Source organism: Desulfosarcina sp. (assembly GCF_041551955.1).
GTDB lineage: Bacteria > Desulfobacterota > Desulfobacteria > Desulfobacterales > Desulfosarcinaceae > Desulfosarcina.
On record NZ_JBFELV010000025.1, the window covers coordinates 1 to 26,857 of the forward strand.

The window sequence follows — 26,857 nt, forward strand, 5'->3', positions numbered from 1 at the left end:
ACATCTCCGCTTTCGATGGCATGCGCGATATCTCCCACCGAGATGTTCAACGCCTTGACGGCCTTGAGCGGTCCGATGGCTTCCACGGAGATGAAGTATTGAAAGAATTCCTTTTCGGCCTCCAGGTTGAATCCGATGAGCACCGGTTTGGGCTGTCTTTCCGTCTGGTGATAATAGATGTAAAGGGAAACCTCATCGCCGATGGCCTTATGAGACAAGGTTTCCATCACCACCACCGGAACAAGGATGTCGTACCCCACCTGGTCGACCAGGAGCAGGATCCGTTCCTTTTCCTTTTTGATCAATTTGCCTTCAAGGTATCCGATCATCTCTTCTCAACTCGACAATCCTGCATCACCGATTGCCATAGGCATTCTATTGTCTCGAATCCCCCTTGTGATTTATTGGTCATTTGGCTTTTAGATATTGTTTTTTCGTGGTTGTGTTTGGGTTAAATCGGAACAGGCCAATCAACGCCAATCCCAATGCATCCGATGCATGAAAGGGCCGGATGGGCGTCGGGGCGCAAAGGGTGCTTCGCACCACGCGTTCCAATTGAACCTTTGAAGCGTTGCCGTTGCCGGTGAGAATCTGCTTGGCCTGACGCACCGGCACTTCCGTCAAGGAGACACCGGACCGGGTGCCCGCCAGCAGCAGGACCCCGCACACTTTACCCAAAACGATACCCGACTTGGGATATTTTTCAAGGGAAAAGACATCCTCGAGAACCATGAGGTCGGGTCTCTCGTCTGCCAGGACTTGACTGATCTTCGTATAGATCCGCTCCAGTCGGCAGGCAACAGGCTCCGCCTTGGAGGTGGAAATGGTGCCGTAGGCATAACCGTGTACGTTCAGGCCACTGCCGCGGACAATGCCGATCCCGGTGTCAGCCAGTCCGGGATCAATGCCGATCACTTTGATCATGGTCGATTGCTTACCAGCCCGTTACGGGTCCAGCGTTGATCGTTGATGCTTGTTTAGGCCGCAATTTTCAAAGAACCGCCGAACCCTGAACCGCTGAGCGGGTTAGAGGGCATCCAGTTTCTGTTTGGCGATGCTGGCTTCATTGGTACTTGGGTGCTTGGCAACCAATTCTTTAAACACCAGACGAGCGTTGTTGGTTTCTCCGATATTCAGAAAGGACAATCCCTGCTTGAGCAAGGCCGCAGGCGTCTTGTTTCCGGAAGGGTATTTCTCAATCACTTTCTGGTATTCAAGGATGGCTTTTTCATACCACTTTTCACGGTAATAGGTTTCTCCGATCCAGAATTGAGCGTTGTCCGCATGCGGGGATTGGGGATAGTCGGCAATTAGCTGTTCAAAACCTTTCCGTGCCGCTTTGACGTCGCCTTCATCGAACGCTTTCTTTGCCTCACCATAAAGGGCCTGGTCCGATGCCGGCTTCGCGGCGACAACGACCGAAGCAGCCGGTGCTGCCGGCTTCTTCACCTGGGCGGCTTCAAGGTTCAGGTACTGGTCAATCATATCCATGCGCTTTTGTATGGCGGCCGAATCCGTTGCCATGCGGTCCATGCGCTCTTGGTTCTTCAGCTGGTTCTCTTCAAATCCCTCGAGTTTCTGGCTCAGCAGATATTCCATCTCTTCCAGCCGCCCAGAGAGCATCTGAGACGCTTCCCGCAATGACTGCACCTGGGCAGCCAACCCGGCATACTGCCCGCGAAGCTCCAATTCATCATCCCGCCGGGTCTGGTCCAACCCTTCGACCTTACTGGATATACTCTCTTTGGCCTGAAGCAAATCCTGGTTGAGGGTTTCCAGGTCACGATTCTGCTTTTCCAGTTCAAGATTTCGCCGCTCCAAGGCGGACAGCCGGTGGTCCAGTGTGTAAACATCGTCTTGAAGCGCACAACCGCAGAGCAACACTGCCGCGACGAGGCCAATCCATAGGGTGTTGTTTGGCATAGTCACCTTCCCGGATATCGCCGGGCCTGCATGGCCCGAAAAAAAGGACGACCAATGATGCCGTCCCATATAGAATATGCAGCAACGGCTGACGTTCTGGCCGATTGCTGCATATTCGGTGAATTACATATGGGTTTGGTTGCGTTGCCGCCCCCGGCAACCGGCTTGGGAAACCCCAATCAGCGCCGCAGCGCACCTTAGCCGAATAACCGGCAGGATGACGCGGGTCGTCAACGACACCTTTTTTTAAAGATTACTCCAGGACAAAAGCCGCGCGGCGGTTTTTGGCCCACGCTTCTTCATTTTGGCCCATGTCGAGTGGTTTTTCCTCACCATAGCTGATGGTCGTCAACCGTGCATCGGAAATTCCCAGATCCACGAGAAACGCTTTGGCGCTTTCCGCGCGGCGTTCACCCAGTGCCAAGTTGTATGCATTGGTACCTCTTTCATCACAATGCCCCTCGATGACGACGTTGCCATCGGGATTGTCCCGCAGCCACATGGCCTTTTGCTTCAGCAGCTCCTGGGCCTGGTAGTCCAAGGTGGCGTTGTCGAAATCGAAATAGATATTTTCGCTGAGAAAACGGTTTTTTGCCATCATCATGTCCCGCTGCATGGCTTCAGCTTTAAGCTGCTCGGCGCGTTCGGCAGCCAGGCGCTCCTCTTCCATCTGTTTCTGGCGTTCCATCTCTCTTTGCTTTTCCAGTTCCGCCTGACGGGCGGCTTCATCGGCGGCCGACGTATCCGTCATGGACGGCTCGGTCATAACGGCCTTCTTGGCACAGGAAACCGAGAATAACATGGCGGGAACAATAAACAACATGGCCAGCATAATCCACTTTCTTTTCATCACTTTCTCCTCCTTAGTTTACGGTACACATACGATTCATGGGTTTAAGATATTTGAAGACCACTTTGGGTTGGACTGCTCGCCGGGCAAAGTGAGCAGACGTCTCTGGTCGGTTCCGTAAGCGGTCATCACGTAAAGCCTGCTTTTACCCTCCCGTGTCGAGCTGAAGGCAATAAGACTGCCGTCGGGGGACCATGTCGGCGCCTCATTGCTCCCTTGATTCTCTGTTAACTGAACGGGCTCGCCACCTTCGGGGTTGATGGTAAAGATATCAATGACGCCATTGTTCATGGCGGAGTAAGCAATTCTGTCACCTTTGGGAGACCAGCTGGGCTGGGTGTTGTAGCGCCCTTCGAAAGTCAGCCGCTGAACCCGGTTGGAAACGCTGTCGTAAATATAAATTTGAGGATTGCCCGACCGTTTGGACACAAACGCCATACGCCTGGCGTCCGGAGACCACGTCGGTTCCACGTCAATCCCCATGCTGCTTGTCAACCTTTTAATCACTTTCCCATTTCCGGTCAACAGATAAATTTCTTGATCGCCGGAAAAGGAGAGGCTGGCTGCCAGTTCAAACTTGCCGGGAACCCATGCCGGCGCGGCCTGCAGCCCCGGCTTGTCGATTTTTCCGGTCCGGTTTTCCCTTACATGTTGAATGCGAATCCGCGGCCATTTGTCCGCATAGGTGGTATAGGCGATCCATCGCCCGTCCGAGGACCAGTCAGGAAACAGCGAGATACTGTTGTGGTGAGTAAACCGGGTGACGCTGCTGCCGTCAAATTCACACAGGTAAATTTCCTTTTGGCCGGAACCGTTGGAAACAAAAGCGATTTTCGAATCGAAAAACCCGCGGCTGCCGGTGATGGCGAATACGACCTCGCTGCAGAACCGTCGGGCCACCTGACGATGATCGTGAGGGCTGCCTCGATAGCGTTTCCCCACCAGCATTTTTTCCTTGACCGTGTCGAACAGCCGAAGCTCGAATTCGGCATCACCATCCCGCATCACGACAACGCCGGTCACCAGCAATTCGGCACCGATGGCCGTCCAGTTCCGATAACGGATACCAGCTCCGGAAATGTCCATGGTCTGCGGGTCTTCAAGGAAGGCCCCGGGGTCGCTGATTGAAAAATACCCTGTGAAATCAAGATAATATTCCAAAAGCGCCGATGCAGCCTTGGCCGCCTCCATGGCTGTCGGATCCTCGGCGGCCGCTTTAAAGGTCGGTACGGCGATGGGGGTTTTTCGAAGAAAGGGATTGGAGATATCAATGTAGTTGTATTGCGCGGCGGCAGCCGTCTGGGGCAGCAGCCAAACCAACAATACAGGCAGAATGAACATCAATCGGCGTCGAATCATCTTAGTTGGGTGTCCTTGGTTTATGGATAACCGTTCATCAATATTCCGTGTCGCCGGCCCCTGATCGCTTAACGGATACCCTGTGGGGTGAACCGGATGGCCATGACGACATAGGGCTGAATCAGCCCATTGGGATGGCTGTCCACCGGGTTGGACTTCACAATGGCCTTGTATGCCGACTCATCCAGATAAGTGTTGCCGGAGCGGTCGGTAAAAAAAATATCCCTAATTTCTCCATCGGGCATCACCTTGAAAACGATGGCCGCCACCAGGGATTGGTCACCGCCGGCCATCTGCTCATTGAACGCCCAGTTTTTCTGGATCTGGAAAGCGATTTCGATGCGATACAGATCGATCAACTCGGCTGTCTTTCTTCCGTCTTCGTTGAATTTTCCGAACTTTCCGCCCGTTTTCCCGGTTGAAGCATCCGTGCGCTCGCCGGATGGCGCCGGCCGGCTGGCTTCCGCCTTGCCCACCTCCTGCCGCAACCGCTCCAGAGCGGATTTCAGTGGCTCAGGCTGGGCCGTTTCCGCCTGCTCGTCTGTTCTGACATCCACTTTTTCTTCCAATTGTTCGATGGCCTGCTTGACCACCTGGGTGGACTTAAAGGTCTTTTTTTTAAGCGATGTCTTGGGTTTGGGCGGCTGGGTGTCCGCCACGTCGGCTGCTTTTTTAACCGGCGGGGTGACACTCGGTTTTTTCACCACGTCGGGCTTTTCGATTTTAGGCGCCTTGTTTTCCACCGCCGGTTTTTCAGTGGTCTGCGGAGCGGAATTCTTCAAGGATACCATGCTGACATTGATCACCGATTGGGTCTGGATTTTTTGAGAACGTAGACTTGGCGTGATCACGAAAAGCAGCAAAAATACCATGTGACAAAACAAGGAAAGGGCCATTGGAAAAAACAAAGGCGCCTGCCCATCGCCCCGCAGGTCCTGGCTGGAGGAAACCGGAACGCGGATGTTTCTTTTCATCAGCCTTTTTTACCTGAGGATGGCCCGAGGGTCCGGTCGTCGAAGGGGTCGGTCACCATACCCAATTTATCGACACCGGCAGCCTTGATTTCCGCCATCACACTGACAACGACCCCATAAGAGACGTCTTTGTCCGCCCGGAAGAAGACCTCCCGATCCGTTTTGGCGGCGAGGATCTTTTCCAGCTTCTCTTTGAGGAAATCCATCCGCACCTGAAAATCGTTGATGTAAATGTTGGCCTCCCGGTCGATGGTCACCGTGAGGTTTTCCTTTTCTGTCACCATGGGCGTGGCACTCACCTCGGGAAGGGCCACATCGACCCCTTGAACCATCATGGGTGCCGTCACCATGAATATAATAAGCAGTACCAGCATGACGTCCACAAATGGGGTCACGTTGATGTCCGACATAAGCCGATCGCTGCCGCTGCCGATTGCCATTGGGCCTCCCTTTTATCGTAGAATGTCCCGGTCGAGAATGTTGAGGAAATCAGCCGAAAAACTGTGCAATTCCGTTTCAATCACGCGAATCTTCTGCATGAAATGGTTGAAGGCGATAACGGCGGGAATGGCCACCGCCAGACCGGCAGCCGTGGCCACCAGGGCCTCTGAAATACCCGGCGCCACCACGGCTAGACTGGCCGAACCCCGCTGCCCGATGCCATGGAAGGAGTTCATGATACCCCACACCGTACCGAACAACCCGATAAAGGGGGTCGTATTGCCGGTGGTTGCCAGAAACGGAACCATCTGATTGATTCGTGTCATTTCCGTATTGATGGCCCGCCGAAGGGCCCGTTTCACGTTGTCGGTGCCCGAGAAACCCTGGCGCAGGGAGGGACTGCTCTCATCCGGGATCATCTCGTCACCGGGCTTGCCGCTGGGATTGAGTTTGCGCAGTTCGGCATATCCGATTCTGAAAATGCGCGCCACCGGGCTGCCGCCCAGCTGTTTGGCCTTGGTAAAGGCTCCGGCCAGGTCACGGCTCTTCCAAAAATAATCGATAAAAATATCCGACTCCCTAAACGCCTTGCGGATGTACCGGATCTTTATGATAATGATCGACCAGGACATCACGGAGAAAAAAAGCAGCATCAGCAGGACAAATTTCACCATCAGGCTGGCGTTGCTGATAATGTGAATATAATCCATCTGGGTAGGCACCATGTCCATCTCTCCACTATCTAATGATTAAAGCATGCCTGGGGTCCGCGCTACCGGCAAATCGAGGATTAACCGGTGAGGAATGTTCCAGCGGGGCCACCCCTTGAAAAAGGTTTTGTATAACTATACAAGCCTCCAGACAGTGTCAAGCAGTTTGACGTTTGAAGTGCCGCGGGTAAAGGCTTTGCAGCCACAGAAGCCGGTCACTTTCGCAAGATGCAGACGATCTGGCCCCGGCGCCCTGGCCACCTGAACACCAGCATCCAGTATAGGAGTAGGGATCATGGAACGCATCGCCGAGTTCTTGTTTGAAACCATGCTGTTAAAACGGGTTCACCGCACCGGGTATCAATTCCTCGGACCGGGAAAGGAATCCGTAGCCGAACACACCTTCGGGGTCATGTGTATCGCCTGGACGCTGGCAAGGATGGAACCGGAAGCGGATGAAGGCCGGTTGTTGGCCATGTGTCTGATTCACGATCTCCCCGAGGCCAGGATGGGCGATTTGAACACGGTCCAGAAAAAATACGTTACAGCCGACGAAAAAATGGCTGTGGCCCATATGACCCGGGACCTGTCTTTCGGGCCTGACATCCGTGCCCTGCTCGACGAGTTCAATGCCCGTGAAACCCTAGAAGCCCGACTGGCCCGGGACGCTGACCAACTGGCCTTCCTGCTGGATCTGAAGTCCCTGTCGGACATGGGCTATGCGGCCCCGGATAAGTGGTCCGGGCATGTAAAAGCACGCCTTAAAACCGCTGCCGGCATCAAGCTATCGGAGAGCATAGCGAAAACTGAATGGGATTCATGGTGGTTGAAATTATTTATTGACAGGGATAGGAAAGAAAAATAGTTTAAATCCCTTGTTCAAAAATTCTGACAATTACCTTTAACGGGAGGCAATCATGAACTGGATTACCGACACACTGGGGTCGTCCATCGGGAAAAAACTGCTGATGGCCATCACGGGGTTTAGTTTCTGCGGATTCCTGGCAGCCCATCTGGCAGGCAACCTGACGATCTATGGTGGAAAAGATGCCTTCAACGGTTATGCCGAGCATCTTCACGCCCTGGGACCCCTGCTGACGGTGGCCGAACTGGTTCTGCTCTCCTTTTTTCTGGTCCACGTGATCACCGGCCTGATCCTTTTTCTGCAGAACCTGAAGGCCCGGCCGGTGCGCTATGCCGTCAACAAGACCGCCGGCGGCCGAACCTTCGGATCCGCCACGATGCCTTACACCGGCGCATTTCTGCTGGCCTTCATCCTTTTTCACCTGATGAACTTTCACTTCGTGGACAAGTCGAACACCACTATTTTTAACATCGTTTCCGAGGCCTTTTCCAATACCGGCTATGTGGTCGTCTACATCGTGGCCATGGTGGTCGCCGCCATCCACGTCAGTCACGGGTTCTGGAGCGCCTTTCAGACGGTCGGCGCCAATCATCCCAAGTACATGCCGACCATCCGGACGGCCAGCATCGCATTTGCGGTGGTGGTGGGCATCGGATTCGGTTTTCTGCCCATTTATATTTTCCTGCTGGCCTGATGGGCCGATTGACGCTGCGCCCACGCTTCTTAGACACTCAACACACAGGGCGGGGTCACCAACCCCCCACCTGTCCAGAAAGGGAATAGCATGGCACTCGATGCAAAAATACCCGGCGGACCGATTGCAGAAAAATGGGACCGGCACCGTTTTGAGCTGAAACTGGTCAATCCAGCCAACAAACGAAAATTCAACGTCATCGTCGTCGGCACCGGCTTGGCCGGTGGGTCGGCATCGGCCACCCTGGCCGAACTGGGCTACAACGTGAAGACCTTCTGTATCCAGGACAGCCCGCGACGGGCCCACAGCATCGCGGCCCAGGGCGGCATCAACGCCGCCAAGAACTACCCCAACGACGGCGACAGCATTTGGCGGTTGTTCTACGACACGGTCAAGGGCGGAGATTTTCGGGCCCGAGAGGCCAACGTCTATCGCCTGGCCCAGGTGAGCAACGACATCATCGACCAGTGTGTGGCCCAGGGCATTCCCTTTGCCCGGGACTATGGCGGTCTGCTGGACAACCGGTCATTTGGCGGCGCCCAGGTATCCCGTACCTTCTACGCCAGGGGGCAAACCGGCCAGCAGCTGCTCTTGGGGGCCTACAGCGCACTGATGCGCCAGGTGGCCGCCGGCAAGGTCCAGATGTTCCCCCGACGCGAAATGCTGGATGTGGTGCTGGTCGACGGCCACGCCAAGGGCATTGTCGTTCGCAACATGATCAGCGGAGCAGTCGAGCGCCATGCCGCCGACGCCGTGGTGCTGTGCACCGGTGGGTACGGCAACGTATTTTTTCTCTCCACCAACGCCATGGCCTCCAACGTAACCGCGGCATTCAGAGCCTATAAAAAAGGTGCCTTTTTCGCCAACCCCTGCTTCACCCAGATCCACCCCACCTGTATCCCCGTTCACGGCACGTTCCAGAGCAAGCTGACGCTCATGAGCGAGAGTCTGCGCAACGACGGCCGGGTGTGGGTGCCCAAAAATCCCGGCGACACGCGCACACCAGACCAAATTCCAGAGGCCGAGCGCGATTACTATCTGGAAAACAAATATCCCAGTTTCGGCAACCTGGTCCCCCGGGATGTCGCCTCCCGCAACGCCAAGGAACAGTGCGACATGGGCAAGGGCGTGGGCGAAACCGGCCAGGCCGTCTATCTCGATTTCGCCGATGCCATCCATCGCGACGGCAGGGATGTCATCGCCAAAAAATATGGCAACCTGTTCCAGATGTACGAAAAAATAACCGCCGACGACCCGTACGAGACACCCATGATGATCTATCCGGCCATCCACTACACCATGGGCGGCCTGTGGGTGGACTACAACCTGATGAGCACCGTCCCCGGACTTTTCGTCCTCGGTGAAGCCAACTTTTCCGACCACGGTGCCAACAGACTGGGCGCCAGCGCCCTCATGCAAGGCCTGGCAGACGGCTATTTCGTGCTGCCCTACACCATCGGCGGGTACCTGGCCGGCACTGCCAAGGCAGACGTGACCACCGGGCACAAGGCCTTCGATGAATCGGAAAAACAGGTCACCGGCCGCATCGATCGGCTGCTGTCCATCAACGGTAAACGGACGGTGGACGACTTTCACAAGACCCTGGGCCGCATCATGTGGGAATACTGCGGCATGGCCAGAAACAACGAAGGATTGGCAATGGCCCGCGGGATGATCCAGGAACTGCGTGCCGAATTCTGGGAAAATGTCCGGGTGCCCGGGAAGGCGGCCGACTTCAACCAGAGCCTGGAGCGTGCCGGACGTGTGGCGGATTTTCTCGAATTCGGTGAATTGATGATCGTCGATGCGCTGGCTCGCCAGGAGTCGTGCGGCGGACACTTCAACGAACGCTTCGAAACCGAGGAGCACGAGGCCCTCAGGGACGATGACAATTACTGTCATGCGGCGGCATGGGAACATACGGGGGACGGCCAGGAACCTGCATTCCACAAGGAGCCCCTGGTATTTGAAAACGTCAAACTTACGCAAAGGAGCTACAAGTGACAAAGACGATTAATTTGACACTGAAAGTGTGGCGCCAAAAGGGACCCAAAGACAAGGGACGGTTCGACACCTATCATGCCGAGAACATATCCACCGACATGTCATTTCTGGAGATGCTGGATGTGGTCAACGACCAGCTGACGATCGACGATAAGGAGCCCATCGCTTTCGATCATGACTGCAGGGAGGGCATCTGCGGGATGTGCGGCTGCGTGGTCAACGGCCGTGCCCACGGTGCCGAAAAGGGAACGACCTTGTGTCAGCTGCACATGCGCCATTTTGACAACGGCGACACCGTCGCCATCGAACCCTTCCGGGCCATGGCCTTTAAAGTGATCAAGGATCTCGCCGTGGACCGCAGCGCCCTGGACAAGATCATCCAGGCCGGTGGATATATTTCGGTCAGCACCGGTGGCGCCCAGGACGCCAACGCCATCTTGGTCCCCCAGGAAGTCGCCGACCTGGCCATGGACGCAGCTCAATGCATCGGCTGCGGTGCCTGCGTGGCATCGTGCCCCAATGCCTCGGCGATGCTCTTTACCAGCGCCAAAGTCTCGCAGTTGGCACTGTTGCCCCAGGGGAAACCCGAAGCGACCAAACGAGCGATCAACATGGTCCGAACCATGGATGAGCTGGGCTTTGGCAACTGCACCAATGAGAGGGAATGTGAAGCCGAGTGCCCCAAGGAGATCTCCATCACCAACATTGCCCGGCTGAACCGTGAATATTTCAAAGCCGGGTTCTTCTCCTGATTCGATTGGCCAGAAACCTTTTTTTGAAGATTACCCATGAACACCATCGCGGGCTATATCGATCGGGTCATTTCATTTTTCGGCGCCGAGGCGTCCCTGTCGAGAAGCTGGGCCAACGCCATCTTGGCCGTGCTTGCCGCATTCATCCTCTGGCTGATCATCAAACAAGCCCTGACCATTCTTGAAAAGAAGATCGTCCACTTCAAGCTTATTCAAGTGCGCAAGGAATTGTTCGTCATTCTGCGAAAAGCGGCCGGCCTTCTGCTGATATGGCTGGTGGGCGTAATGTGGATCCGGCAGTTTCATTTGACGATGGTTGAAAAAATATTCCACGCCGTCTTCATCATCGTGGCGGCTGCACCGGTTAAATCTTTTCTGCTCATTTTTTTGGAATACCTCGAACGCAATCTGGCCAAACGCACGCAAACCGCCGTAGACAACATTGTCATCGACCTGCTCAACAAGTTTTCCGGTGCCATTGTCTATGCCACGGCAGCGGTCATCGCGTTGGACGTGCTGGGCGTCAACGTGATGCCCTTTATCGCCGGTGCCGGTGTCATGGGGGTTGCCGTGGGTTTTGCCGCCAAGGACACCCTGTCTAACCTCATCGCCGGGATACTGCTCATTATCGACCGGCCCTTCGAAATCGGGGATCGCATCGAGGTGTGGAGCGCACCGGCCGGCAGCGCCTCGTGGGGGGACGTCATCGATATCGGGCTGCGGGCCACTCGCATCAAAACAACGGACAATATCGTGGTGATCATCCCCAACAACGAAATCATGACCCGGGATATCGTCAACTACACCACCATCTTCTCATCCATTCGTGTGCGCATCAATATCGGCGTCGCTTACGATGCCGACATTGCCAAAGCCAAGGCACTGATCCTCCAGGCGGCTAGCTCGGCCGATTGGATCTTGGCCGAACCGGCGCCCAAGGTGGTGGTGCGCAATTTTGGCGAATCATCGGTGGATCTTCAGGCCAGGGTTTGGATCAAAAACGCCCGCAAGCGCATGGATACGATTGACCATATCACCGATACGGTAAAAGGCCTGTTTGACGAAAACGGCATCGAAATCCCCTTTCCCAAGCGAGACATCACCATTGTTGACCGCCACACCGCCCAACCGGATCAACAGAAAAAAGATGCCGCGGTCCCTTGATTATTCCTGGATATCCGCGTATTTTTATTGTTTTTAAATTTTCCAGGAATGATTCATTCGGTATGCAGCCATGAAACTGTCCATGAAAACAGTGGCCAAGGGACTCAATCTTCCCGTATCCACGATCGAACGCTGGATCCGCCAGGGAAGAATCCCGATCCAGCGCAGCGGCAGCGATGCGGTCTTTTCTCACTCGGCATTGGAAAAATGGGCTGCCACGCATAATTTGCCATTTTCCCTGAATGGCGGTCAGGCCGATGAACTTCCTTCAGAAGCCCTCGATTCCCTGGTTTCGGCAATGCAACGGGGAAAGGTGTGTCATCGGATCGCCGGCGAGGATGCCGCCGTCGTCTTGAGATCGGCAGTCGACTGCATCGACTTTCTGTCAGCGGACAGTCGCGAGGAACTTTTTGAAAAACTGGTCGAGCGCGAGCAGCTCGCGTCCACCGGCATCGGCAACGGCATCGCCATCCCCCATCCCCGGGATCCGCTCTCTCAGCCACCCGAAATGCCTGTCATCACGACCTGTTTTTTGGAAAAGCCGGTGAATTTCAATGCCATTGACGACCAGCCGGTATCTATTTTCTTTGTACTGATCAGTCCAACGGTCAAACACCATCTTCACCTGCTTTCCAGGCTCTCCTACTGCATCCGGGACAGGGGATTTGTGGCTTTTTTAAACCGGCATCCCGATGCAGTGGATCTCTATTCGCGCGTCGCCGAATTTGAAAAACAGCTGGACGACCTTTGATCATCATGCGCTCCGTCGAATCATCCAGCTTGAGAGGCAACGCGCCAAAAGCGGGCACCCTTTTCTATCGTGACCGGAGCCACGCGCCACGCGCGGATCAGGCTGGAATCGGAAACAACGGCACCCTATGACCGGCTTTTTAAAAAAATTGAAATACCCGGGCAGTTGGTCCCTGTTCAGATCCGATGACCGATTGCTGCTCATGATCTTTGCCATTATTGTCGGCATTTGCAGCGGACTGGCGGCCCTGCTGTTAAACCGTGGGCTGGAAAGCATGCTGGCGTGGCTGCATCACTACCGAATCTACTGGTGGGCCATTTTTCTGCCGGCAGCCGGTGCGGCCCTCTCTTCCCTGTTTCTGGAAAAGGTCGTCAACGAAGGCGCCGGCCACGGTGTCCCCGAAGTCATATACGCCGTCTCGCGATATGGCGGTCTACTGCGACTGCGGTCCAGTTTTTCCCGTCTGATTTCCAGTTTTCTGACCATCGGCAGCGGCGGTTCCGCCGGCCCCGAGGCCCCGGTGGTGATGAGCGGCGCAGCCATCGGCTCGAACATCGCGCAGGCTTTCTCGCTCAATGACCGCCAGCGGGTAGCGCTGGTTGGATGCGGTGCGGCAGGCGCCATCGCCGCCATATTCAATGCCCCCATTTCAGGAATGGTGTTCGCCATCGAAGTCATCCTTGGGGAGTGGAGCACCATGAACATCATCCCCATTGCCATTGCCGCAGTGGCGGGAACTGAGGTGAGTCGCCTGCTCAAAGGCAACCAGATCGCCTTTGCCCACAGGGACTTCAACATCCATTTCCATGACATTCTGGCCTGCGTTGGACTGGCCGTGTGCTGTGCACTGGTCTCCATCCTGCTGACGCGCGCGCTGCGCGCGATGCATCACGCGTCCAAGGGTGTCAGCCTGCCCTTGTGGGTCCGCGCCGCCATCGGCGGAAGCATGGTTGGCGCCATCGGCTACTTTCTGCCGTATATTCTCGGCGAAGGCTATCATGCCATCCGAACAGCCATCGAAGGGGGTTTCTCGGGCGGCCTCTTGCTGGTGACCGTGATCGCCCTGGTAAAGGTGTTGGCAACCGCGCTGACCTTGGGGTCGGGCGGTTCCGGTGGCATTTTCGCTCCTTGTCTGGTCATCGGTGCATTCGTGGGACTGAGTTTTCACCGGTTTATGGCCATGGTGTGGTCCTCGGTGCACTGGGTCAATGAAGGCTGTTTCGCTCTGCTGGGTATGGCTGGTCTCATCAGCGGGATCCTGCAGGCACCGCTCACAGGCATCTTCTTGGTAATCGAGATTACCGGCGGTTACGAAGTCATCCTCCCATTAATCGTCGTCTCAGCCATTTCCACCACCCTCTGCCACTACCTGGAACCGGCGTCATTTTACTTGAAAGACCTGGTGGAACAGGGCCAGCTGCTCCGCCCCGGCACCGACGCCCGGGTGCTAACGGACCTGAGCATTCAAGAGCTCCTGGAAACCGACTGTATCTGCGTTCATCCCGATATGCGATTAGCGGACTTCATTGACATCGTCAAATCTTCTCACCGCAATTACTTTCCCGTTGAAGAACAGCAAAGCCGCCAGTTTGTCGGTATGATTCACCTCGATGACATCCGTCCCTACCTGTTCGACCCCGCCATGCATCACGCGGTACTGACCGGCCAGCTGATGAATCCCCATGTAAAAACGGTATCCCTGCACGATGACTTGTCCGAAGTCCTACAAAAAATGGATGAGGACCGCATTTTCAGCATGCCGGTCGTGTCCGACAGCCGTTTCCAAGGCATGATATCCAAAGCCACCTTGCTGGATCAGTACCGGAAAGAACTGATGGTGCAGACCGGCCGGTTTTGAAGGGTAAACGCGGTCTGTCGGCGGGCCAGACAGAAGCGTGAGAAAAGGAGAAACACGCATGACACAAAAATTGTTCCACATCTTCAGGAATACGCCGCTGGGCAGAGAGACCCTGCTACAGTCCATCTATTTTTGTCAGAAGATGGGTGTGCGGCCGACTATCTATATCCCGGAAGCCACCAAGTTCTTAATGTACTTCGAAAATGACGTGGTTCAGGTGGACCTGGATTCGTCGTACCTCAACGATCCGGACACCGCTGTCTCGCACGTGGAGCAACTGCTCAATGAAGCGAAGATCAAGCCGGAGCTGTTCACTCCGAAAAACTTCACCGCCTCCACCTTGCCCGACATTCCCACCAGTTTCGAGTTTATGTGCTGCCCACGTAGCATCAGCGACCTGTCCTCAAAAATCGGCCTGGGCTACATCGGCCCGCGGGTCCGTCGAATCATCCAGGCAGCCCGATTTCCGGTCCTCATTACCAGCCCGGTATACAAGCCCTGGCAGACTATCGCCGTCTTTTTCGGCGGATCTGCCAATGCGGTCAACGCCCTGCGGCTGGGGATCAGGCTGGCCAAAATTACCGGCATGCCACTCGACATCTACACCCAGGTGGGAAAAAACACGCCCGCGGAATACCGATCCATCGTCCAGGACAAGGGCCTGGAAAAACGACTGGAAAGCGTTCTGAATCAATGGACGTTTTTCGAAAAGGGCCGCTTCGAGGACAATCTGTATGACGTCCCCCATAACGCCCTGGTCGTACTAGGCGCCTATGGCCACGGGATCATCCGGGATATCATGTTCGGCAGCATGATGGAAAAAATCCAATCTACCATTTCAAACAACCTGCTCATCGCCGGCCCCAAGTACACGATGATCGGATGAAGGCCGACGATTCACCTGGACCCGCGCAATCAAGAAAACCTCCTGATAGCCACGGCGGCTTTCGGGAGGTTTTCTTTTTGCACCCATCGGGCAGTCAACTGCTCACTTTTTTCGTCAATACTTCATGTACGCCGGGGGTGTGTTTTCCGTGATGAACCGGGTCGCATTGTAAAGGCAGGTTCGAATAGCTTTTTCCATGGGGGTTTTCGCGTAACCGCCCAGGCCGCCCCCCATGCCACCGCTGCCGCCAAATCCAGCCAGCGCCGCACCGAGGTTCACGTCTTTGGCCACGCCTTCCACACGGGTGGCCGCCAGCACCTCAGAGGTATGGGTGTCGACGATACGAATGTCCATGGCCATCGTCGATTTGCTGTAGGCCCCTTTAACCGCGCCGAAAAGAGCCGAGGCCTGACCCAGCATTCCACCGCCGCCGAGACCGCCGCCACCGCCAGATGAACCCGGCTCCCATCCGGTAACCGCTCCCATCACCAGAAGATCGGCACCCTTGACGCCGCCTTTGGAAACACCTGTTTTATCGGTATATCCAGATCCGGTCAGCGCCATTTCGCTTTTCAAAGAATCCATATTCTGACGTTCCAGCACCCGGTACCGTTTGGTCTGAACCATGGCCGTGGTGAGCATGTCCCGCAGGCCGGTGGTGTATCCGGTGGTTTCGGAGGAGGAAATGGTCATGGTCTGGCCGCCGAAACCGATTTTTGTGGTCCGGCTGCTATCATCGACCTTCCACTCGAAATCCGCCACGGCCAACCGGGCCCGGGGGCCACTGTAGGGGGGAAGTCCCATTTCCTCACCCGTGTCTATTTTAGCCTCCGGTTTGACCATGCTTTCCATGCATCCGCAAAAAGCAAGCGGAACCAAAAGGAAGAACAGCATTCTCAACATCGCCTTCTTGTTCATCGCATAGCCTCCATGGTTAAATACAACTGTTTGTTTTGCTGGTAAGAAATAACTATCAAGGATTGTTTATAATTTGTTGCATAATTCCTCCAAGGTGTCAAGGCGGCGCATGGACATTGGGGAAACACCTTGCATATCCCTACCGATTGTGATCCATATTGCTGGCGGCAATGGCACAATTGAAAGCGACCAACCAGGAGAAAACCATGAATAGCAATTCAGTCGGGCCGGCCATGAAGCAAAAAATCTTTTCAATGAACCTGGGTGTTGAAGCGGTATCACTTTACCTGTTGTGCTGCGCGGTGGCCGATGCAGGTGCAGCGATCACCCTGACCACGCTTCAGGGAAAGTGGAACGGCAACCGGACCACACTCGAACTGGAACTTCGCCGGCTGGAGAGCAGAAATATCTTGGGAAAGGATGGCGAGGATTCGCAAGGGGAGCCTGTTTACCGGATGATGGATGAAAAGAAATGGCGTTGAGACCGCTGGACGGATCGATTTGACCCGCATTTACTGTCTATCCAGAGCTTTTTTCACACATTCGAGGATCTTTTTAGCCGGCGCATCGGCGTCCATTCCCGGACAGGATGCCGCCATGGCCTGCCAGTTGCCCACGTCCGCCAGGATGCTGGGGATATAGGGCCACTGCCGGCACATTTTCGGCTTTACCGGATGGATGGTGCAGACCTTGTCCCAGAAGATGCAGTAGCCGTTATCCCCCTGGGCGATCAGGCGCCTGCCACCGGATTTGCTTGTGTAGCACGACACCAGCCGATCCGCCGAAATCCCCAGGTAGCGTGATATCGCATGGATGTCGTTCTCAGACAGGTAGGTGCCGCCATAGCCGCTGCAGCAGTCGCCGCATTGGGTGCAGGCAAACAGCGCATCGCAACCCGATTCATCAGATCCCATGTCGGCTATCCATCGCGCGCTTCAGGGTCACCTGGTCCACATATTTTAAATCTCCACCCATGGGCACCCCCGAAGCAATACGGGTCACCTTCACCGGCATGGCGGCCAGGATACCGGCTATGTATGCTGCCGTGGATTCCCCTTCCACATTCGTCCCGGTGGCCAGAATAATTTCGCGGACATCTTCGTTTTCCACCCGGGACACCAGCTCCGCAATTTTAATGTCGGCGGGCCCGACGCCGTCCATGGGTGAAAGGAATCCACCCAGGACATGGTAGCAGCCCTTGAAGGCACCGGACTTTTCGATGGATGCCATGTCGGCCGGCTGTTCCACGACACAGATCAGGCCAATTTCACGGGAGGGGTCATTACAGATCCGACACAGGGCATCGTCACTGAGGGCATAGCATCGGCTGCACAAACGCAGTTTCTTTTTCAGTTCCACGATGCTTCTGGCAAGTCGATGGGCGTCTTCGTCAGGTTGCTGGAGAATGTGCATCGCCAAGCGCTCGGCGGTTTTCTGACCGATGCCCGGCAGCCGGGCCAGGCTTCGGATCAGGGTTTTGATTGAACCGGGGTAGTAATCCATCACATCAGGCCGGGAATCTTCATACCGCCGGTGAGTTTTCCCATTTCTCCGGAAACCATCTCCTGGGATTTCACCAGGGCATCGTTGACCGCGGCAAGCACCAGGTCCTGGAGCATCTCCACATCATCGGGATCAACCACTTCCTTTTCTATCTTGATCGAAACGAGCTGCTGAGCGCCGTTGGCCACGACAGTGATCATGCCGCCGCCGGCCGAGGTCTCAATGGTTTTTGTGGCCAGCTCCTCCTGCATGCGCAGCATCTTTGATTGAAGTTTCTGGGCCTGCTTCATCATGTTTCCCATGCCCTTCATCGGCGTTCCTCCTATCTGATTTTTATCTCTTCTATTTTTCCGCTGAAAATCTCCACTGCATCCGCCAGCAGCGGATGGTTGAGCAGTTTCTGCCTGATGTCATCCGTCTTCTGTTTCGCCGATGCCGCGGAGCTGTCCTGCGTATCACCGCCGAAAAAATCGACCTGGATTCCCCGGCCGGCAAGTTCGCGGCAAACGGCTTCAATCATTGATAAATTCTTTTTTACCAGGTTCGTCGAGTAGTCATTGTCCTGCACCTCCACGGTAAAGGCCTGTTCCGACACGGATACCAATTGCGACCGGGTCAGCGCCGCGGCAATGGACGGTTTGGTTTCCGCAATACGCGCGATGATCCCGCGCCAGGCGTCACTGCCAGGGCCGCGGTCAACCGCCTGAACCCTATCTGGGCCAGCGGGCGTTTCATCACCCGCGGGTGCGGTCACATCCGCCGGATCATCTTCCGTGGGTCCGCTGCGTGGATGGGCTTTGGGTGGACTTACCGTATCCCCGTAGACCGATTGAGCCTCGACAATACCCGGCGTTGGCCTCAGGTTCGGGTCGTTCAGAAGCGTATCCAGGCGCTCGATCAACAAATCGATGGGCAGCGCCGGCGTGATTTGTTGGATCTTGAAAAAAGCCATCTCGATAGCCAACCGGGGTTGTGATGCAGTGCGGACGCTGGACTCGGCGTTGAACAACAAAGTGAACACCTGATCGATAAAGGCTATGGATACCGTCTCCACCTGCCGAGCCAGGGCTTCCATTTCGCTAGGGGGAAGGTCCGTCATTAGGCCCGTCTGAGCATCCAATTTGGCGAGCATCAGGTGACGAAAGTGCATCAACAGATCCGCGTAGAATCGCTTCAAATCCTGACCATTTTTATAAACCGCGTCGATGAGGGCCAAGGTTCGAGAGATATCTCGGGTAAAGGTCGCCTCCGAAAGGTCGAAAAGCACCTGACGATCCATCCCCCCCAGCAGGTTCATCACATATTCATCGTTGACCTGCCCGTCTCCGCTGGCCAGGACCTGGTCCAATAGGCTCAGTGCATCGCGCATGCTGCCGCCGGATTCTCGCGCAATGGCCCACAGATTACCCGAAGAGATGGATACCGCTTCCTTCCGGCAAAGGCCTTCCATGTGTGTCGAAATGGCCGCAGTCTCGATCCGCCTCAGGTCGTGGCGCTGACATCGTGAAAGTATCGTGATGGGAATTTTGTGGGCCTCGGTGGTGGCAAAGAAAAACAATACATGGGACGGGGGCTCTTCCAGCGTCTTGAGCAGGGCATTGAAGGCGGCGATGCTTAACATGTGAACTTCATCTATAATATAGATCTTGTAGCGGCTGTGCGCCGGCATGTATCGGCTGTTGTCCCGAAGTTCTCTGACCTGGTCCACACTGTTGTTGGAGGCGCCGTCAATCTCGAACACATCCACACCGCGCCCAGCCGTAATGTCCCGACAGGAACGGCAGGCGTTGCAGGGGGTCGGCGTCGGTCCGGATTCACAGTTCACGGCCTTGGCCAGTATCCGCGCAATTGTGGTTTTACCGGTTCCCCGTGGTCCGGAAAACAAAATGGCATGTGCCATCCGGTCACCGCTGATGGCATTTTTCAGGGTCCGGGTGACATGTTCTTGTCCGACCACATCCTCAAATGTCTGTGGCCGGTATTTTCGTGCTAAAACCAGATAAGCCATTTACGTCTTTCCTTGGACACGGCCACTAAGTGTATCCCATGCGCCGGCAGGTGGCAACCCACGATCCCCCCGGCTCCGTCCGTCAAGGGTTGGGAAAAGCGGTCGGAAAAACGGAACGGCGGGAAAAAGGGCGAGACGGGTGCAATAGGTTGTGGCGGAGAGAGAGGGATTCGAACCCTCGGTGCCGCTATAAACGACACACACGATTTCCAGTCGTGCTCCTTCAGCCAACTCGGACATCTCTCCGCATAGGGCAGACAAATCTGAACGGCGCTGGTGCAAGCCTTCTTCGGAAAATGGCGGAGAGGGTGGGATTCGAACCCACGATCCCACTTTTGGCAGGATACCGCTTTTCGAGAGCGGGGCCTTCAGCCACTCGGCCACCTCTCCTTTCCCCTCACAGGCACACGCATAAAGAAGGCTTCGATATCCTTTTTGTGCTCGGTTTGTCAACCCTCAAGTTGGCCCTTTAGTGATGGCCGCTCACCCTCCGAAAATGCGCCACTCGGATTATTCTTGAACTGACAAGGTCTGCTGTAGTATTGGTCCTGATTTGGCATCCGAACGAAAAAATGAAAGGAAACGACCGTCCATGGCAACCGTCCTGCCCCTTAAAGGAATCCTCTATAATCCGGAAAAAATAACCGACAGTGCGGATGTCACCGCACCGCCCTATGATGTAATCACCCCTGAAGCGCAGGCGGCCTTTTACGAGAGGCATCCGTACAACGTCATCCGCCTCATCCTGGGCCGTTCCGAGGCGACCGACACCGCCTTGGACAATCCCCATACGCGCTCAGGGATTTTTTTTCGGCAATGGATGTCTGAAGGCGTTCTCAAACAGGATGAACAGCCGGCCCTTTATCTCAAGGCAATCACTTACGCCCATGAAGAAAGAACCATTACCCGTTATGGACTGATTGCGCGGGTAGGCCTCGAACCGTTCGACAAACGCATTATCCTCCCCCATGAGAAGACTTTCTCGAAAGTCCGGTCCGAGAGGCTTCAACTGATGAAAGCCACCCATTGCAACTATTGCCCGATCTTCTCATTGTATCCGGACGATGGCGGCATGCTGGCTTCCCTCGAAGCGGCCGTTGACAAGTCCGCCCCCATCGTTGACTTTACGGACGACCAAGGCCACCGTCATCAATTGTGGCGGATCCTCGACCCGGCGGTCCACCGGCAGGTGGCCGCGACCATGCAGGACAAGCGACTGTTCATCGCCGACGGCCATCACCGCTACGAAACCGCATTGAATTTCAGAACGCACCTGAAGGAGACGGATCCGTCCTTCAGCGACCGTCATCCGGCAAACCATGTCCTGATGTACCTGTGCAGCATGAGCGATCCGGGGCTGGTCATCCTTCCGGCCCACCGCCTGCTTAAAGCGGTCAGTGTTGATGATCTGCAACAGGCGATGGCGACCATCCGTACCTACTTCGAGGTTGCCGAACACCCCTTTACGGCGGACGATCGTCCACAGGTGGAACAAACCTTCCTGGCCGCCCTGGGCGATGGGGAAAGCCGCCAGCGCATAGGCGTCTATGCCCACCGGTCACCGACCTTCTATCTGCTGACCCTCAAGGCCGGCGTGATGGATCAGTTGTTCTCAAATGAGCTGGATGCATCGCTGCGGCATTTGGATGTAACCGTGCTGACCCGGCTGGTGTTTATGAAGGTGCTTGGGTTTGACCAGGTCCGACTGGACAACGAACAGCTCATTGGTTACGCCAGCACCGCGGACCATGCCTTTCAATCCATCGACGCCGGCACCTATGATGTGGCATTCATCCTCAATCCCACCCACATCGAACAAGTTCAGGAAGTCGCCCAGAAAGGATTGATCATGCCCCGGAAATCAACCTACTTCTATCCAAAAGTGAAATCGGGACTGGTAATGAACACGCTCAAGGAATAGGATCCCCTCCGGGTGACAGGTCGATGGATTGGCTCAGCCAGAAAACATCGCCTCCATGGCCCGGGTGTAGGTTCCATCCTCGTGATACAAGGCAAGCGGCGGGCCGGCCTCAAGCCCCGGACGTCCACCCTTTATACCCGTCACCACAACCAGCCTCGCCGGAGACGACGGTTTGGAGTGGATCATCGTCAGGTATTTAGGCTCTATCCCTGTGGACCGCATCGCCGCCACGAGGTCAACGCAGCGAACAGACGGGTAAATGATGGAAAACTGGCCGGCCTTGCGCAACATCCGCCAGGCAGTGCGCATCACCGTATCCAGATCGGTTTTCAATTCATGCCGCGCCACGGCCCTCTGGCTGTCGGCATTGATTCTGCCGCTGCCCCGTTTACGATAGGGCGGGTTAGTCACCACCCGATCGACCGCACCCCCGATATCCGTCAACAACAATTTCCCGATGTCCTTGTCTATTACGCGAACCCGGTGGGCCAGACGGTTGTCGGCAACATTCTGTCGGGCAAGTCTGGACAGCGAAGGCTGGATCTCCACCCCGATCACCCGGATTTCCGGATGCCGGAATGCCAGCATGATGGGAATCACGCCACAACCGGTCCCCAGATCCAGTATGGTCTCATCGGGCAGCGGGCAGACCAGATGGGAGAGGATAACCGCATCGATGGAAAACCGATAGCCTGATGCGGGTTGATTCAGGACGATCTTGCCATTAAAGAAATGATCGCGGGTCAACGGTTCCATGGTGCTTTACATCAGACCGATTTTGAATTTGATATCCTCGATCCGTTCGTTGGTGAGGCTGTGGTTGAGCTTCTCCAGCAGTTCGGCTTTCAAAAACCGGAGTTGGTGCAACCAGGCGGAGCTGGACACATGCACCAACAGAAGCGATCCCTTGACGGCAAACGGTTTCGCGTTGTCTGATATCGGCGGCCCCACTGCTTTTTCCCATACATGGACCAGGTGCATGATACCGCCGGCACTTTCGGACCGGCATTGATCGAGAATGGAATCCAGGACCTGGCCGATCGGTGTGAACGTAAGGTTGGGGCGACGCTTGTTCTCCATGCTGGATCGATCTCCTCAGGGGCCGGGAAAAATACAAAGATTGAACCGGCGCGCCCTTCCCGCCGGCATAAAAACGGTGATTCACCAAGTCAACACAAACCCAACACCGCTCTGTCCAAAGTTAAGCCGATGAGTGCTTCCCTTTGATTTCCCTTGACTTAACGGGATGTCAATCTTAAATTAGCCTACATTTGAATATCGTCTATAGCCGGCCGTATTTCATCTTTTCGCCGACATTCAATCGCCGCAGGAAACCAATGAGGCGACCCCTTTTACCACAACGGGGGCGATCGGTAAATCCGACGATCTTGAGGACGGCGCGAGAAGCCACTGCAGCATCACCATTCACACGAAGGATAAAAAATGGCTTGGGATTGGGAAAAGTTAAACCGTCAGCACCAACAGCAGCCCGGCGGCGTTCCTCCGCAAATGGATGATATCATCAACCAGCTGAAAAAATTCAAACCACCGGGCGGTTCGCTGCTGATTATTGTGGTCATCGCTGCGCTGATGTTCGGCTACTCGGTCTTTTTTACCATCGAGTCCGGTTCAGTCGGCGTGGTTCAGCGTTTCGGCAAGTTTGTCCGCATCGCCGAGCCGGGCCCCAACTTCAAACTGCCCTTCGGCATCGAAAAAGTCACCAAAGTTCGTCAGGACCGCGTTTACAAGGAAGAGTTCGGCTTCCAGTCGGAGCGTGGCGAGATTGACGGCAGGTATGAATCAGCCTCGGATTCAGCCAACATTTCCCTGATGCTTACCGGCGACCTGAATGTGGCGGTGGTGCCATGGATCGTTCAATACAAGATCAAGGATCCTTACAATTTCCTGTTCAAGGTGAAAGACGCCAACGGCCTGCTGCGGGACCTGTCGGAATCCAGCATGCGATTGGTAGTCGGGGATAGAAGCATCAACGAGGTGATCACCAAACGTGATGAGATTGCGGTGGAGGCCCAGCGTGTTCTCCAGGAAGAGTTAAATGCAGCCGAGACAGGTATCAACGTGGTTACCGTGGAAATGAAGAAGACCAATGTACCCACGCCGGTGCAAGCCTCATTCAACGAAGTCAACCAGGCCACCCAGGAAAAAGAGAAGATGATCTACCAGGCCCGGGAAGACTACAACAAGGCCATCCCGGCCGCCAAGGGTGAGGCCGAAAGAACCATCAAGGCCGCCGAGGGCTATGCGCTGGATCGGATCAACCGGGCCCAGGGTGATGCGGCCCGGTTCACGGACCTATACAGCGAATATGTCAAGGCCAAGGACGTGACGAAACGACGGCTCTATCTGGAATCGCTCAAGGAGCTGCTGCCCAAGATAAACCGCAAATTTATCGTGGATGCCGACCAGAAAAACATCCTGCCTCTCTTGAACCTCGGAAACAGTGAGGGTGAATCCAAATGAAAATAAAAGCACTGCTGGCTGCGGCCGGCCTAATGGTATTGCTCCTGTTCGTCTGTGCCTATACCGTGGATGAAACCGAACAGGTGGTGATCACCCGATTCGACAAGGTTCAGCGGACGGTGTTGACACCGGGTCTGCGATTCAAACTTCCGGTCATCGAAAAAGCACTGGTTTTCCCCAACAACCTTCAGGAATGGGACGGAGACCCAGGACAGATCCCCACCAAGGACAAGACCTACATCTGGGTAAACACGTTTGCCCGCTGGAAGATCGTTGACCCCGTCCTCTTTTTCAAAACGGTGGGGTACGTGAACCGGGCTCAGCAGCGACTGGACGAAATCATCGATCCCACCGTGAGAAACTTCGTCACCTCCAACCGCCTCATCGAAGCAGTCCGCAACAGCAACCGCGAACTGGACACCTTCGAGGACCTGGGTGATGGTTCAGATCCGGACGCACAGAAAGACAAGCCGGTCAGATTCTCCCAGGTGTATGTCGGACGTGACCAAATCGACACCGGCATCCTGAACCAGGCCAAGCCCAAACTGTCCAATTTCGGCATTGAACTGGTCGATGTAAAGATCAAGCGGGTCAACTATGTAGAAGAGGTCCGAACATCCGTCTACGAACGAATGATTGCCGAGAGAAAACAGATTGCCCAGAAATTCAGGTCCGAAGGAAAAGGTGAAGCTCAGAAAATCCTGGGCGAGAAAGAACGGGAATTAAAGCGAATCGAATCGGAAGCCTACCGGACGGCGCAGGAGATCAAGGGCAAGGCGGATGCCGAATCGACAAGACTCTATGCCAAAGCCTACGGGCTGGACGCGGAGTTTTATTCCTTCGTCAAAACACTGGAAGTCTACAACGAGGCGCTGTCAGAAAACAGCTCAATCATTCTGTCGACAGACTCTGAGATCTTCAAGTACATGAAAGGCTACGAAGGAAAAGTGTTGGGAAGGCCATAGCGGCGACTTAACCCGAAGACAACAAAAGCACCGACGCGCGTTGTGCCGGTGCTTTTTTATTGGTGACCATCACAGAAGTGCGAAGGTGTCATTATTTACCCTTTCTTCTCTGATGCCGCGTGCGGGCCAACAGCTTTCGGTGCTTATGCTTGCGCATCTTTTTTCTTCGTTTCTTGATCACGCTGCCCAACAGATCACCCCCATTCATAATAAAGTAACTGCATAACCCGGTTCATTTATATCATTGCACTGATCTTGTCCATCATTTTTTATTCTCCGTTGCCGATCAACCGCCTATCCAGTGGATCCAAAAATCGAAATCACGGCTGCACTTCGAAAACCGTCCGTTGCCGTCGCGGGTTCATCCGATTATGTCATTGATCCATGAAATGGGGTATGCTACAGGAATTTAATGAAAAAAAAGTTTCCTATCCCCACATTCAAAAACGATGAACTGACGATTGTCAACAACGCCGTGGCCATGGCCGAAGAAGTGGTCAGCAACTATTATAAAATGTCCGCTAGCCAGTGGCTGCACCCTAAATATGATGTGAAAACCCTCGTTGATTTGGCCGATGATGAAATCGTCAACGGCCCCTTCGCCCAGATCATTCGATATGAAGGCAAAGTCAAAGGTGGGGTCTTAGGATCGAGCGCATACGATTTTTATAAGATATGTATTCAGGACCATTCCATCCTCGACGTTCTTGGAAAGCGTCCCGAAATTGGACTCTCCCCTTTCGCCTTGTACGTGGTCACCCATGAATTGGTCCATATCGTTCGCTTCAGCCGCTTTCAGCAAAACTTCAATGCCAGCGAGGTTGAAAAGCTCGACGAAGAGCGCCGGGTGCACCGTATCACCCACGACATTCTAGATTCCCTGAAAACCGCTGGACTGGGTGCCGTGCTTGATTTTTACGCCACCTGGCGCCTGCCTTTCGATGGCTTAAAAACCATCCCCTGATTTTCATCGGCATTTTCTTGACAAGCACGAAAATTGACATATATTAAAGCAGTCGTTCAGGCACAGCAAATCGTTTTATATAATATATGCAATAGGTTACAGGAGAAAATAGCTATGCCGCTCTACGAATACCAGTGTGTGGCGTGCGGAGGAATAGAAGAGGCGATTCAGAAATTTTCAGATGCTCCGCTGACCACATGCAGGCGTTGCTCGGGAAAGTTGAACAAACTGATTTCCCAAAGCAGTTTCCATCTTAAAGGAACCGGTTGGTACGTGACGGACTATTCCAAAAAACCAGCAACGGCGACCAGCGACAAACCTGCGGATACAGCCACCACTGAAAGCAAACCAAGCGGCACCGGCGTCACAGCGTCTAAAGCGACAACGGGCGACGACTGACTTCCGTGGGCCATAATCACGCACGCCGGTGCCATCCACTGGTGCGGTGCTTAAAGCGCCCATGCAAAAAAAAGACGATAGCGGTTTCCGCATATAAAAATGACATCCACTCTTTACAAATCATGACGTGTGATTAGATTATTAAATCTTTCGTCTTCCTGAATAAAAATCAGCGTATGCGACGGCATTTGTTTAAAATAAGGTCATGTGGGTTGACCTGGTTTAAAATAGTTGTGAGGCTTTGTTTTTTTGGTGATCAACACAAGTTCTAATCTAAAAAGGAGAGAAGGAAAAATGAAACTCAGACCATTGCAGGATCGAATTCTGGTGCAGCGCGTCGAAGAAGAGACCACCACCAAAGGTGGCATTATCATCCCCGATACCGCCAAGGAAAAACCGGCTGAGGGTAAGGTCAAAGCCGTCGGAAACGGCAAGGTCGGCGATGACGGCAAGCGTGTGGCACTGGA

At 54.7% G+C, this 26,857-nt stretch carries 31 protein-coding genes and 2 tRNA genes; 15 read left to right on the forward strand and 18 right to left on the reverse strand.

Going from position 1 to position 26,857, the window contains the following annotated elements; translation table 11 throughout:
• The 8 genes from ABYV26_RS03530 to tolQ form a co-directional block, all read right to left on the reverse strand.
• Positions 1-329 (reverse strand): OB-fold domain-containing protein (locus ABYV26_RS03530; RefSeq protein WP_372678217.1); only part of this gene is annotated, 329 nt, incomplete at its 3' end.
• 79 nt (positions 330-408) lie between these two features.
• Positions 409-924, reverse strand: coding sequence for a crossover junction endodeoxyribonuclease RuvC (locus ABYV26_RS03535; protein WP_372678219.1), 516 nt, complete (start codon positions 922-924; stop codon positions 409-411).
• 102 nt (positions 925-1,026) lie between these two features.
• Complete coding sequence (ybgF, locus tag ABYV26_RS03540) at positions 1,027-1,923, reverse strand: tol-pal system protein YbgF (RefSeq protein WP_372678221.1); 897 nt, start codon at positions 1,921-1,923, stop codon at positions 1,027-1,029.
• Between the two features lie 253 nt (positions 1,924-2,176).
• A complete protein-coding gene (gene pal / locus ABYV26_RS03545; protein WP_372678222.1) occupies positions 2,177-2,773 on the reverse strand; it encodes a peptidoglycan-associated lipoprotein Pal in 597 nt (198 codons plus the stop codon).
• Between the two features lie 36 nt (positions 2,774-2,809).
• Positions 2,810-4,132 carry a Tol-Pal system beta propeller repeat protein TolB gene (gene tolB, locus ABYV26_RS03550; protein ID WP_372678224.1) on the reverse strand — a complete coding sequence of 441 codons (1,323 nt, stop codon included), beginning with the start codon at positions 4,130-4,132 and terminating at the stop codon, positions 2,810-2,812.
• A gap of 68 nt (positions 4,133-4,200) precedes the next feature.
• Positions 4,201-5,106: a TonB C-terminal domain-containing protein gene (locus tag ABYV26_RS03555; protein WP_372678226.1), complete on the reverse strand. Its 906-nt coding sequence runs from the start codon at positions 5,104-5,106 to the stop codon at positions 4,201-4,203.
• Entirely contained in the window at positions 5,106-5,546 is a 441-nt protein-coding gene (tolR, locus tag ABYV26_RS03560) for a protein TolR (protein ID WP_372678228.1), read from the reverse strand. The genes ABYV26_RS03555 and tolR overlap by 1 nt, the downstream gene beginning before the upstream one ends.
• Positions 5,547-5,558: 12 nt before the next feature.
• Positions 5,559-6,272 (reverse strand): protein TolQ, encoded by a 714-nt coding sequence (gene tolQ, locus ABYV26_RS03565; RefSeq protein ID WP_372678230.1) that lies wholly within the window; start codon positions 6,270-6,272, stop codon positions 5,559-5,561.
• A gap of 280 nt (positions 6,273-6,552) precedes the next feature.
• On the opposite strand from tolQ, the gene ABYV26_RS03570 reads away from it, so the two are divergent.
• The 8 genes from ABYV26_RS03570 (at position 6,553) to ABYV26_RS03605 (ending at position 15,231) form a co-directional block, all read left to right on the forward strand.
• The gene (locus ABYV26_RS03570; RefSeq protein ID WP_372678232.1) at positions 6,553-7,122 is read left to right on the forward strand and encodes an HD family hydrolase; all 570 of its coding nucleotides are present in this window, start codon (positions 6,553-6,555) and stop codon (positions 7,120-7,122) included.
• 52 nt (positions 7,123-7,174) lie between these two features.
• Positions 7,175-7,816, forward strand: coding sequence for a succinate dehydrogenase cytochrome b subunit (locus ABYV26_RS03575; RefSeq protein WP_372678234.1), 642 nt, complete (start codon positions 7,175-7,177; stop codon positions 7,814-7,816).
• A gap of 90 nt (positions 7,817-7,906) precedes the next feature.
• Complete coding sequence (locus ABYV26_RS03580) at positions 7,907-9,820, forward strand: fumarate reductase/succinate dehydrogenase flavoprotein subunit (RefSeq protein WP_372678235.1); 1,914 nt, start codon at positions 7,907-7,909, stop codon at positions 9,818-9,820.
• 8 nt (positions 9,821-9,828) lie between these two features.
• A complete protein-coding gene (locus tag ABYV26_RS03585) occupies positions 9,829-10,572 on the forward strand; it encodes a succinate dehydrogenase/fumarate reductase iron-sulfur subunit (protein WP_372678271.1) in 744 nt (247 codons plus the stop codon).
• 36 nt (positions 10,573-10,608) lie between these two features.
• Complete coding sequence (locus tag ABYV26_RS03590; RefSeq protein WP_372678237.1) at positions 10,609-11,736, forward strand: mechanosensitive ion channel family protein; 1,128 nt, start codon at positions 10,609-10,611, stop codon at positions 11,734-11,736.
• Positions 11,737-11,806: 70 nt separating this feature from the next.
• Positions 11,807-12,487 (forward strand): PTS sugar transporter subunit IIA, encoded by a 681-nt coding sequence (locus ABYV26_RS03595; RefSeq protein WP_372678239.1) that lies wholly within the window; start codon positions 11,807-11,809, stop codon positions 12,485-12,487.
• Between the two features lie 127 nt (positions 12,488-12,614).
• Positions 12,615-14,345: a chloride channel protein gene (locus ABYV26_RS03600; RefSeq protein ID WP_372678241.1), complete on the forward strand. Its 1,731-nt coding sequence runs from the start codon at positions 12,615-12,617 to the stop codon at positions 14,343-14,345.
• Between the two features lie 58 nt (positions 14,346-14,403).
• Positions 14,404-15,231, forward strand: a complete 828-nt coding sequence (locus ABYV26_RS03605; protein WP_372678243.1) for a universal stress protein — start codon at positions 14,404-14,406, stop codon at positions 15,229-15,231.
• 114 nt (positions 15,232-15,345) lie between these two features.
• Here ABYV26_RS03605 and ABYV26_RS03610 read toward each other — a convergent pair whose 3' ends face one another.
• Positions 15,346-16,149, reverse strand: coding sequence for a CsgG/HfaB family protein (locus ABYV26_RS03610; protein ID WP_372678245.1), 804 nt, complete (start codon positions 16,147-16,149; stop codon positions 15,346-15,348).
• A 206-nt stretch (positions 16,150-16,355) separates the two neighbouring features.
• Between ABYV26_RS03610 and ABYV26_RS03615 the strand changes: the two genes are divergently transcribed.
• Positions 16,356-16,631, forward strand: coding sequence for a hypothetical protein (locus ABYV26_RS03615; protein ID WP_372678247.1), 276 nt, complete (start codon positions 16,356-16,358; stop codon positions 16,629-16,631).
• Positions 16,632-16,661: 30 nt separating this feature from the next.
• Here ABYV26_RS03615 and ABYV26_RS03620 read toward each other — a convergent pair whose 3' ends face one another.
• The 6 genes from ABYV26_RS03620 to ABYV26_RS03645 all read right to left on the reverse strand — a co-directional run bounded on the left by ABYV26_RS03620 (position 16,662) and on the right by ABYV26_RS03645 (position 20,050).
• On the reverse strand, positions 16,662-17,063 hold the full coding sequence (locus ABYV26_RS03620; RefSeq protein ID WP_372678249.1) for a YkgJ family cysteine cluster protein: 402 nt from the start codon (positions 17,061-17,063) through the stop codon (positions 16,662-16,664).
• Positions 17,053-17,652 carry a recombination mediator RecR gene (gene recR, locus ABYV26_RS03625; RefSeq protein ID WP_372678251.1) on the reverse strand — a complete coding sequence of 200 codons (600 nt, stop codon included), beginning with the start codon at positions 17,650-17,652 and terminating at the stop codon, positions 17,053-17,055. Before recR ends, ABYV26_RS03620 begins: the two co-directional genes overlap by 11 nt.
• The gene (locus tag ABYV26_RS03630) at positions 17,652-17,963 is read right to left on the reverse strand and encodes a YbaB/EbfC family nucleoid-associated protein (RefSeq protein ID WP_372678253.1); all 312 of its coding nucleotides are present in this window, start codon (positions 17,961-17,963) and stop codon (positions 17,652-17,654) included. Before ABYV26_RS03630 ends, recR begins: the two co-directional genes overlap by 1 nt.
• 11 nt (positions 17,964-17,974) lie before the next feature.
• Complete coding sequence (gene dnaX / locus ABYV26_RS03635; RefSeq protein ID WP_372678255.1) at positions 17,975-19,660, reverse strand: DNA polymerase III subunit gamma/tau; 1,686 nt, start codon at positions 19,658-19,660, stop codon at positions 17,975-17,977.
• A 152-nt stretch (positions 19,661-19,812) separates the two neighbouring features.
• Positions 19,813-19,906: transfer RNA gene (locus ABYV26_RS03640), tRNA-Ser, on the reverse strand.
• A 51-nt stretch (positions 19,907-19,957) separates the two neighbouring features.
• Positions 19,958-20,050, reverse strand: a tRNA-Ser gene (locus ABYV26_RS03645).
• A gap of 202 nt (positions 20,051-20,252) precedes the next feature.
• On the opposite strand from ABYV26_RS03645, the gene ABYV26_RS03650 reads away from it, so the two are divergent.
• Entirely contained in the window at positions 20,253-21,581 is a 1,329-nt protein-coding gene (locus ABYV26_RS03650) for a DUF1015 domain-containing protein (RefSeq protein WP_372678257.1), read from the forward strand.
• Between the two features lie 33 nt (positions 21,582-21,614).
• Here the strand turns inward: ABYV26_RS03650 and ABYV26_RS03655 are convergent, their stop codons facing one another.
• Positions 21,615-22,337 (reverse strand): tRNA1(Val) (adenine(37)-N6)-methyltransferase, encoded by a 723-nt coding sequence (locus tag ABYV26_RS03655; RefSeq protein ID WP_372678259.1) that lies wholly within the window; start codon positions 22,335-22,337, stop codon positions 21,615-21,617.
• Positions 22,338-22,343: 6 nt separating this feature from the next.
• Entirely contained in the window at positions 22,344-22,661 is a 318-nt protein-coding gene (locus ABYV26_RS03660; RefSeq protein WP_372678261.1) for a DUF721 domain-containing protein, read from the reverse strand.
• Positions 22,662-23,024: 363 nt separating this feature from the next.
• Between ABYV26_RS03660 and hflK the strand changes: the two genes are divergently transcribed.
• Positions 23,025-24,062, forward strand: coding sequence for an FtsH protease activity modulator HflK (gene hflK / locus ABYV26_RS03665; protein WP_372678263.1), 1,038 nt, complete (start codon positions 23,025-23,027; stop codon positions 24,060-24,062).
• Positions 24,059-25,027, forward strand: a complete 969-nt coding sequence (gene hflC / locus ABYV26_RS03670; RefSeq protein WP_372678265.1) for a protease modulator HflC — start codon at positions 24,059-24,061, stop codon at positions 25,025-25,027. The genes hflK and hflC overlap by 4 nt, the downstream gene beginning before the upstream one ends.
• Positions 25,028-25,118: 91 nt before the next feature.
• Here the strand turns inward: hflC and ABYV26_RS03675 are convergent, their stop codons facing one another.
• Positions 25,119-25,217: a 30S ribosomal protein bS22 gene (locus ABYV26_RS03675; protein WP_073474648.1), complete on the reverse strand. Its 99-nt coding sequence runs from the start codon at positions 25,215-25,217 to the stop codon at positions 25,119-25,121.
• Between the two features lie 222 nt (positions 25,218-25,439).
• On the opposite strand from ABYV26_RS03675, the gene ABYV26_RS03680 reads away from it, so the two are divergent.
• The 3 genes from ABYV26_RS03680 to ABYV26_RS03690 all read left to right on the forward strand — a co-directional run.
• Positions 25,440-25,991 carry a hypothetical protein gene (locus tag ABYV26_RS03680; RefSeq protein WP_372678267.1) on the forward strand — a complete coding sequence of 184 codons (552 nt, stop codon included), beginning with the start codon at positions 25,440-25,442 and terminating at the stop codon, positions 25,989-25,991.
• 114 nt (positions 25,992-26,105) lie between these two features.
• Entirely contained in the window at positions 26,106-26,390 is a 285-nt protein-coding gene (locus ABYV26_RS03685) for an FmdB family zinc ribbon protein (protein ID WP_372678269.1), read from the forward strand.
• A 294-nt stretch (positions 26,391-26,684) separates the two neighbouring features.
• On the forward strand, positions 26,685-26,857 hold a 173-nt coding region (locus ABYV26_RS03690), incomplete at its 3' end, for a co-chaperone GroES (RefSeq protein WP_372678272.1).

Coding starts and splice junctions, on each gene's coding strand:
- hflK (WP_372678263.1), top strand. CDS start 23,025: ATGGCTTGGGATTGGGAAAAGTTAAACCGTCAGCACCAACAGCAGCCC.
- ABYV26_RS03590 (WP_372678237.1), top strand. CDS start 10,609: ATGAACACCATCGCGGGCTATATCGATCGGGTCATTTCATTTTTCGGC.
- ABYV26_RS03610 (WP_372678245.1), bottom strand. CDS start 16,149: ATGAACAAGAAGGCGATGTTGAGAATGCTGTTCTTCCTTTTGGTTCCG.
- pal (WP_372678222.1), bottom strand. CDS start 2,773: ATGAAAAGAAAGTGGATTATGCTGGCCATGTTGTTTATTGTTCCCGCC.
- ABYV26_RS03580 (WP_372678235.1), top strand. CDS start 7,907: ATGGCACTCGATGCAAAAATACCCGGCGGACCGATTGCAGAAAAATGG.
- tolR (WP_372678228.1), bottom strand. CDS start 5,546: ATGGCAATCGGCAGCGGCAGCGATCGGCTTATGTCGGACATCAACGTG.
- ABYV26_RS03600 (WP_372678241.1), top strand. CDS start 12,615: ATGACCGGCTTTTTAAAAAAATTGAAATACCCGGGCAGTTGGTCCCTG.
- ABYV26_RS03595 (WP_372678239.1), top strand. CDS start 11,807: ATGAAACTGTCCATGAAAACAGTGGCCAAGGGACTCAATCTTCCCGTA.
- ABYV26_RS03655 (WP_372678259.1), bottom strand. CDS start 22,337: ATGGAACCGTTGACCCGCGATCATTTCTTTAATGGCAAGATCGTCCTG.
- ABYV26_RS03685 (WP_372678269.1), top strand. CDS start 26,106: ATGCCGCTCTACGAATACCAGTGTGTGGCGTGCGGAGGAATAGAAGAG.
- ABYV26_RS03615 (WP_372678247.1), top strand. CDS start 16,356: ATGAATAGCAATTCAGTCGGGCCGGCCATGAAGCAAAAAATCTTTTCA.
- recR (WP_372678251.1), bottom strand. CDS start 17,652: ATGGATTACTACCCCGGTTCAATCAAAACCCTGATCCGAAGCCTGGCC.
- ABYV26_RS03575 (WP_372678234.1), top strand. CDS start 7,175: ATGAACTGGATTACCGACACACTGGGGTCGTCCATCGGGAAAAAACTG.
- ABYV26_RS03605 (WP_372678243.1), top strand. CDS start 14,404: ATGACACAAAAATTGTTCCACATCTTCAGGAATACGCCGCTGGGCAGA.
- ABYV26_RS03535 (WP_372678219.1), bottom strand. CDS start 924: ATGATCAAAGTGATCGGCATTGATCCCGGACTGGCTGACACCGGGATC.
- ybgF (WP_372678221.1), bottom strand. CDS start 1,923: ATGCCAAACAACACCCTATGGATTGGCCTCGTCGCGGCAGTGTTGCTC.
- ABYV26_RS03630 (WP_372678253.1), bottom strand. CDS start 17,963: ATGAAGGGCATGGGAAACATGATGAAGCAGGCCCAGAAACTTCAATCA.
- ABYV26_RS03650 (WP_372678257.1), top strand. CDS start 20,253: ATGGCAACCGTCCTGCCCCTTAAAGGAATCCTCTATAATCCGGAAAAA.
- tolQ (WP_372678230.1), bottom strand. CDS start 6,272: ATGGTGCCTACCCAGATGGATTATATTCACATTATCAGCAACGCCAGC.
- ABYV26_RS03660 (WP_372678261.1), bottom strand. CDS start 22,661: ATGGAGAACAAGCGTCGCCCCAACCTTACGTTCACACCGATCGGCCAG.
- hflC (WP_372678265.1), top strand. CDS start 24,059: ATGAAAATAAAAGCACTGCTGGCTGCGGCCGGCCTAATGGTATTGCTC.
- dnaX (WP_372678255.1), bottom strand. CDS start 19,660: ATGGCTTATCTGGTTTTAGCACGAAAATACCGGCCACAGACATTTGAG.
- tolB (WP_372678224.1), bottom strand. CDS start 4,132: ATGATTCGACGCCGATTGATGTTCATTCTGCCTGTATTGTTGGTTTGG.
- ABYV26_RS03570 (WP_372678232.1), top strand. CDS start 6,553: ATGGAACGCATCGCCGAGTTCTTGTTTGAAACCATGCTGTTAAAACGG.
- ABYV26_RS03680 (WP_372678267.1), top strand. CDS start 25,440: ATGAAAAAAAAGTTTCCTATCCCCACATTCAAAAACGATGAACTGACG.
- ABYV26_RS03555 (WP_372678226.1), bottom strand. CDS start 5,106: ATGAAAAGAAACATCCGCGTTCCGGTTTCCTCCAGCCAGGACCTGCGG.
- ABYV26_RS03620 (WP_372678249.1), bottom strand. CDS start 17,063: ATGGGATCTGATGAATCGGGTTGCGATGCGCTGTTTGCCTGCACCCAA.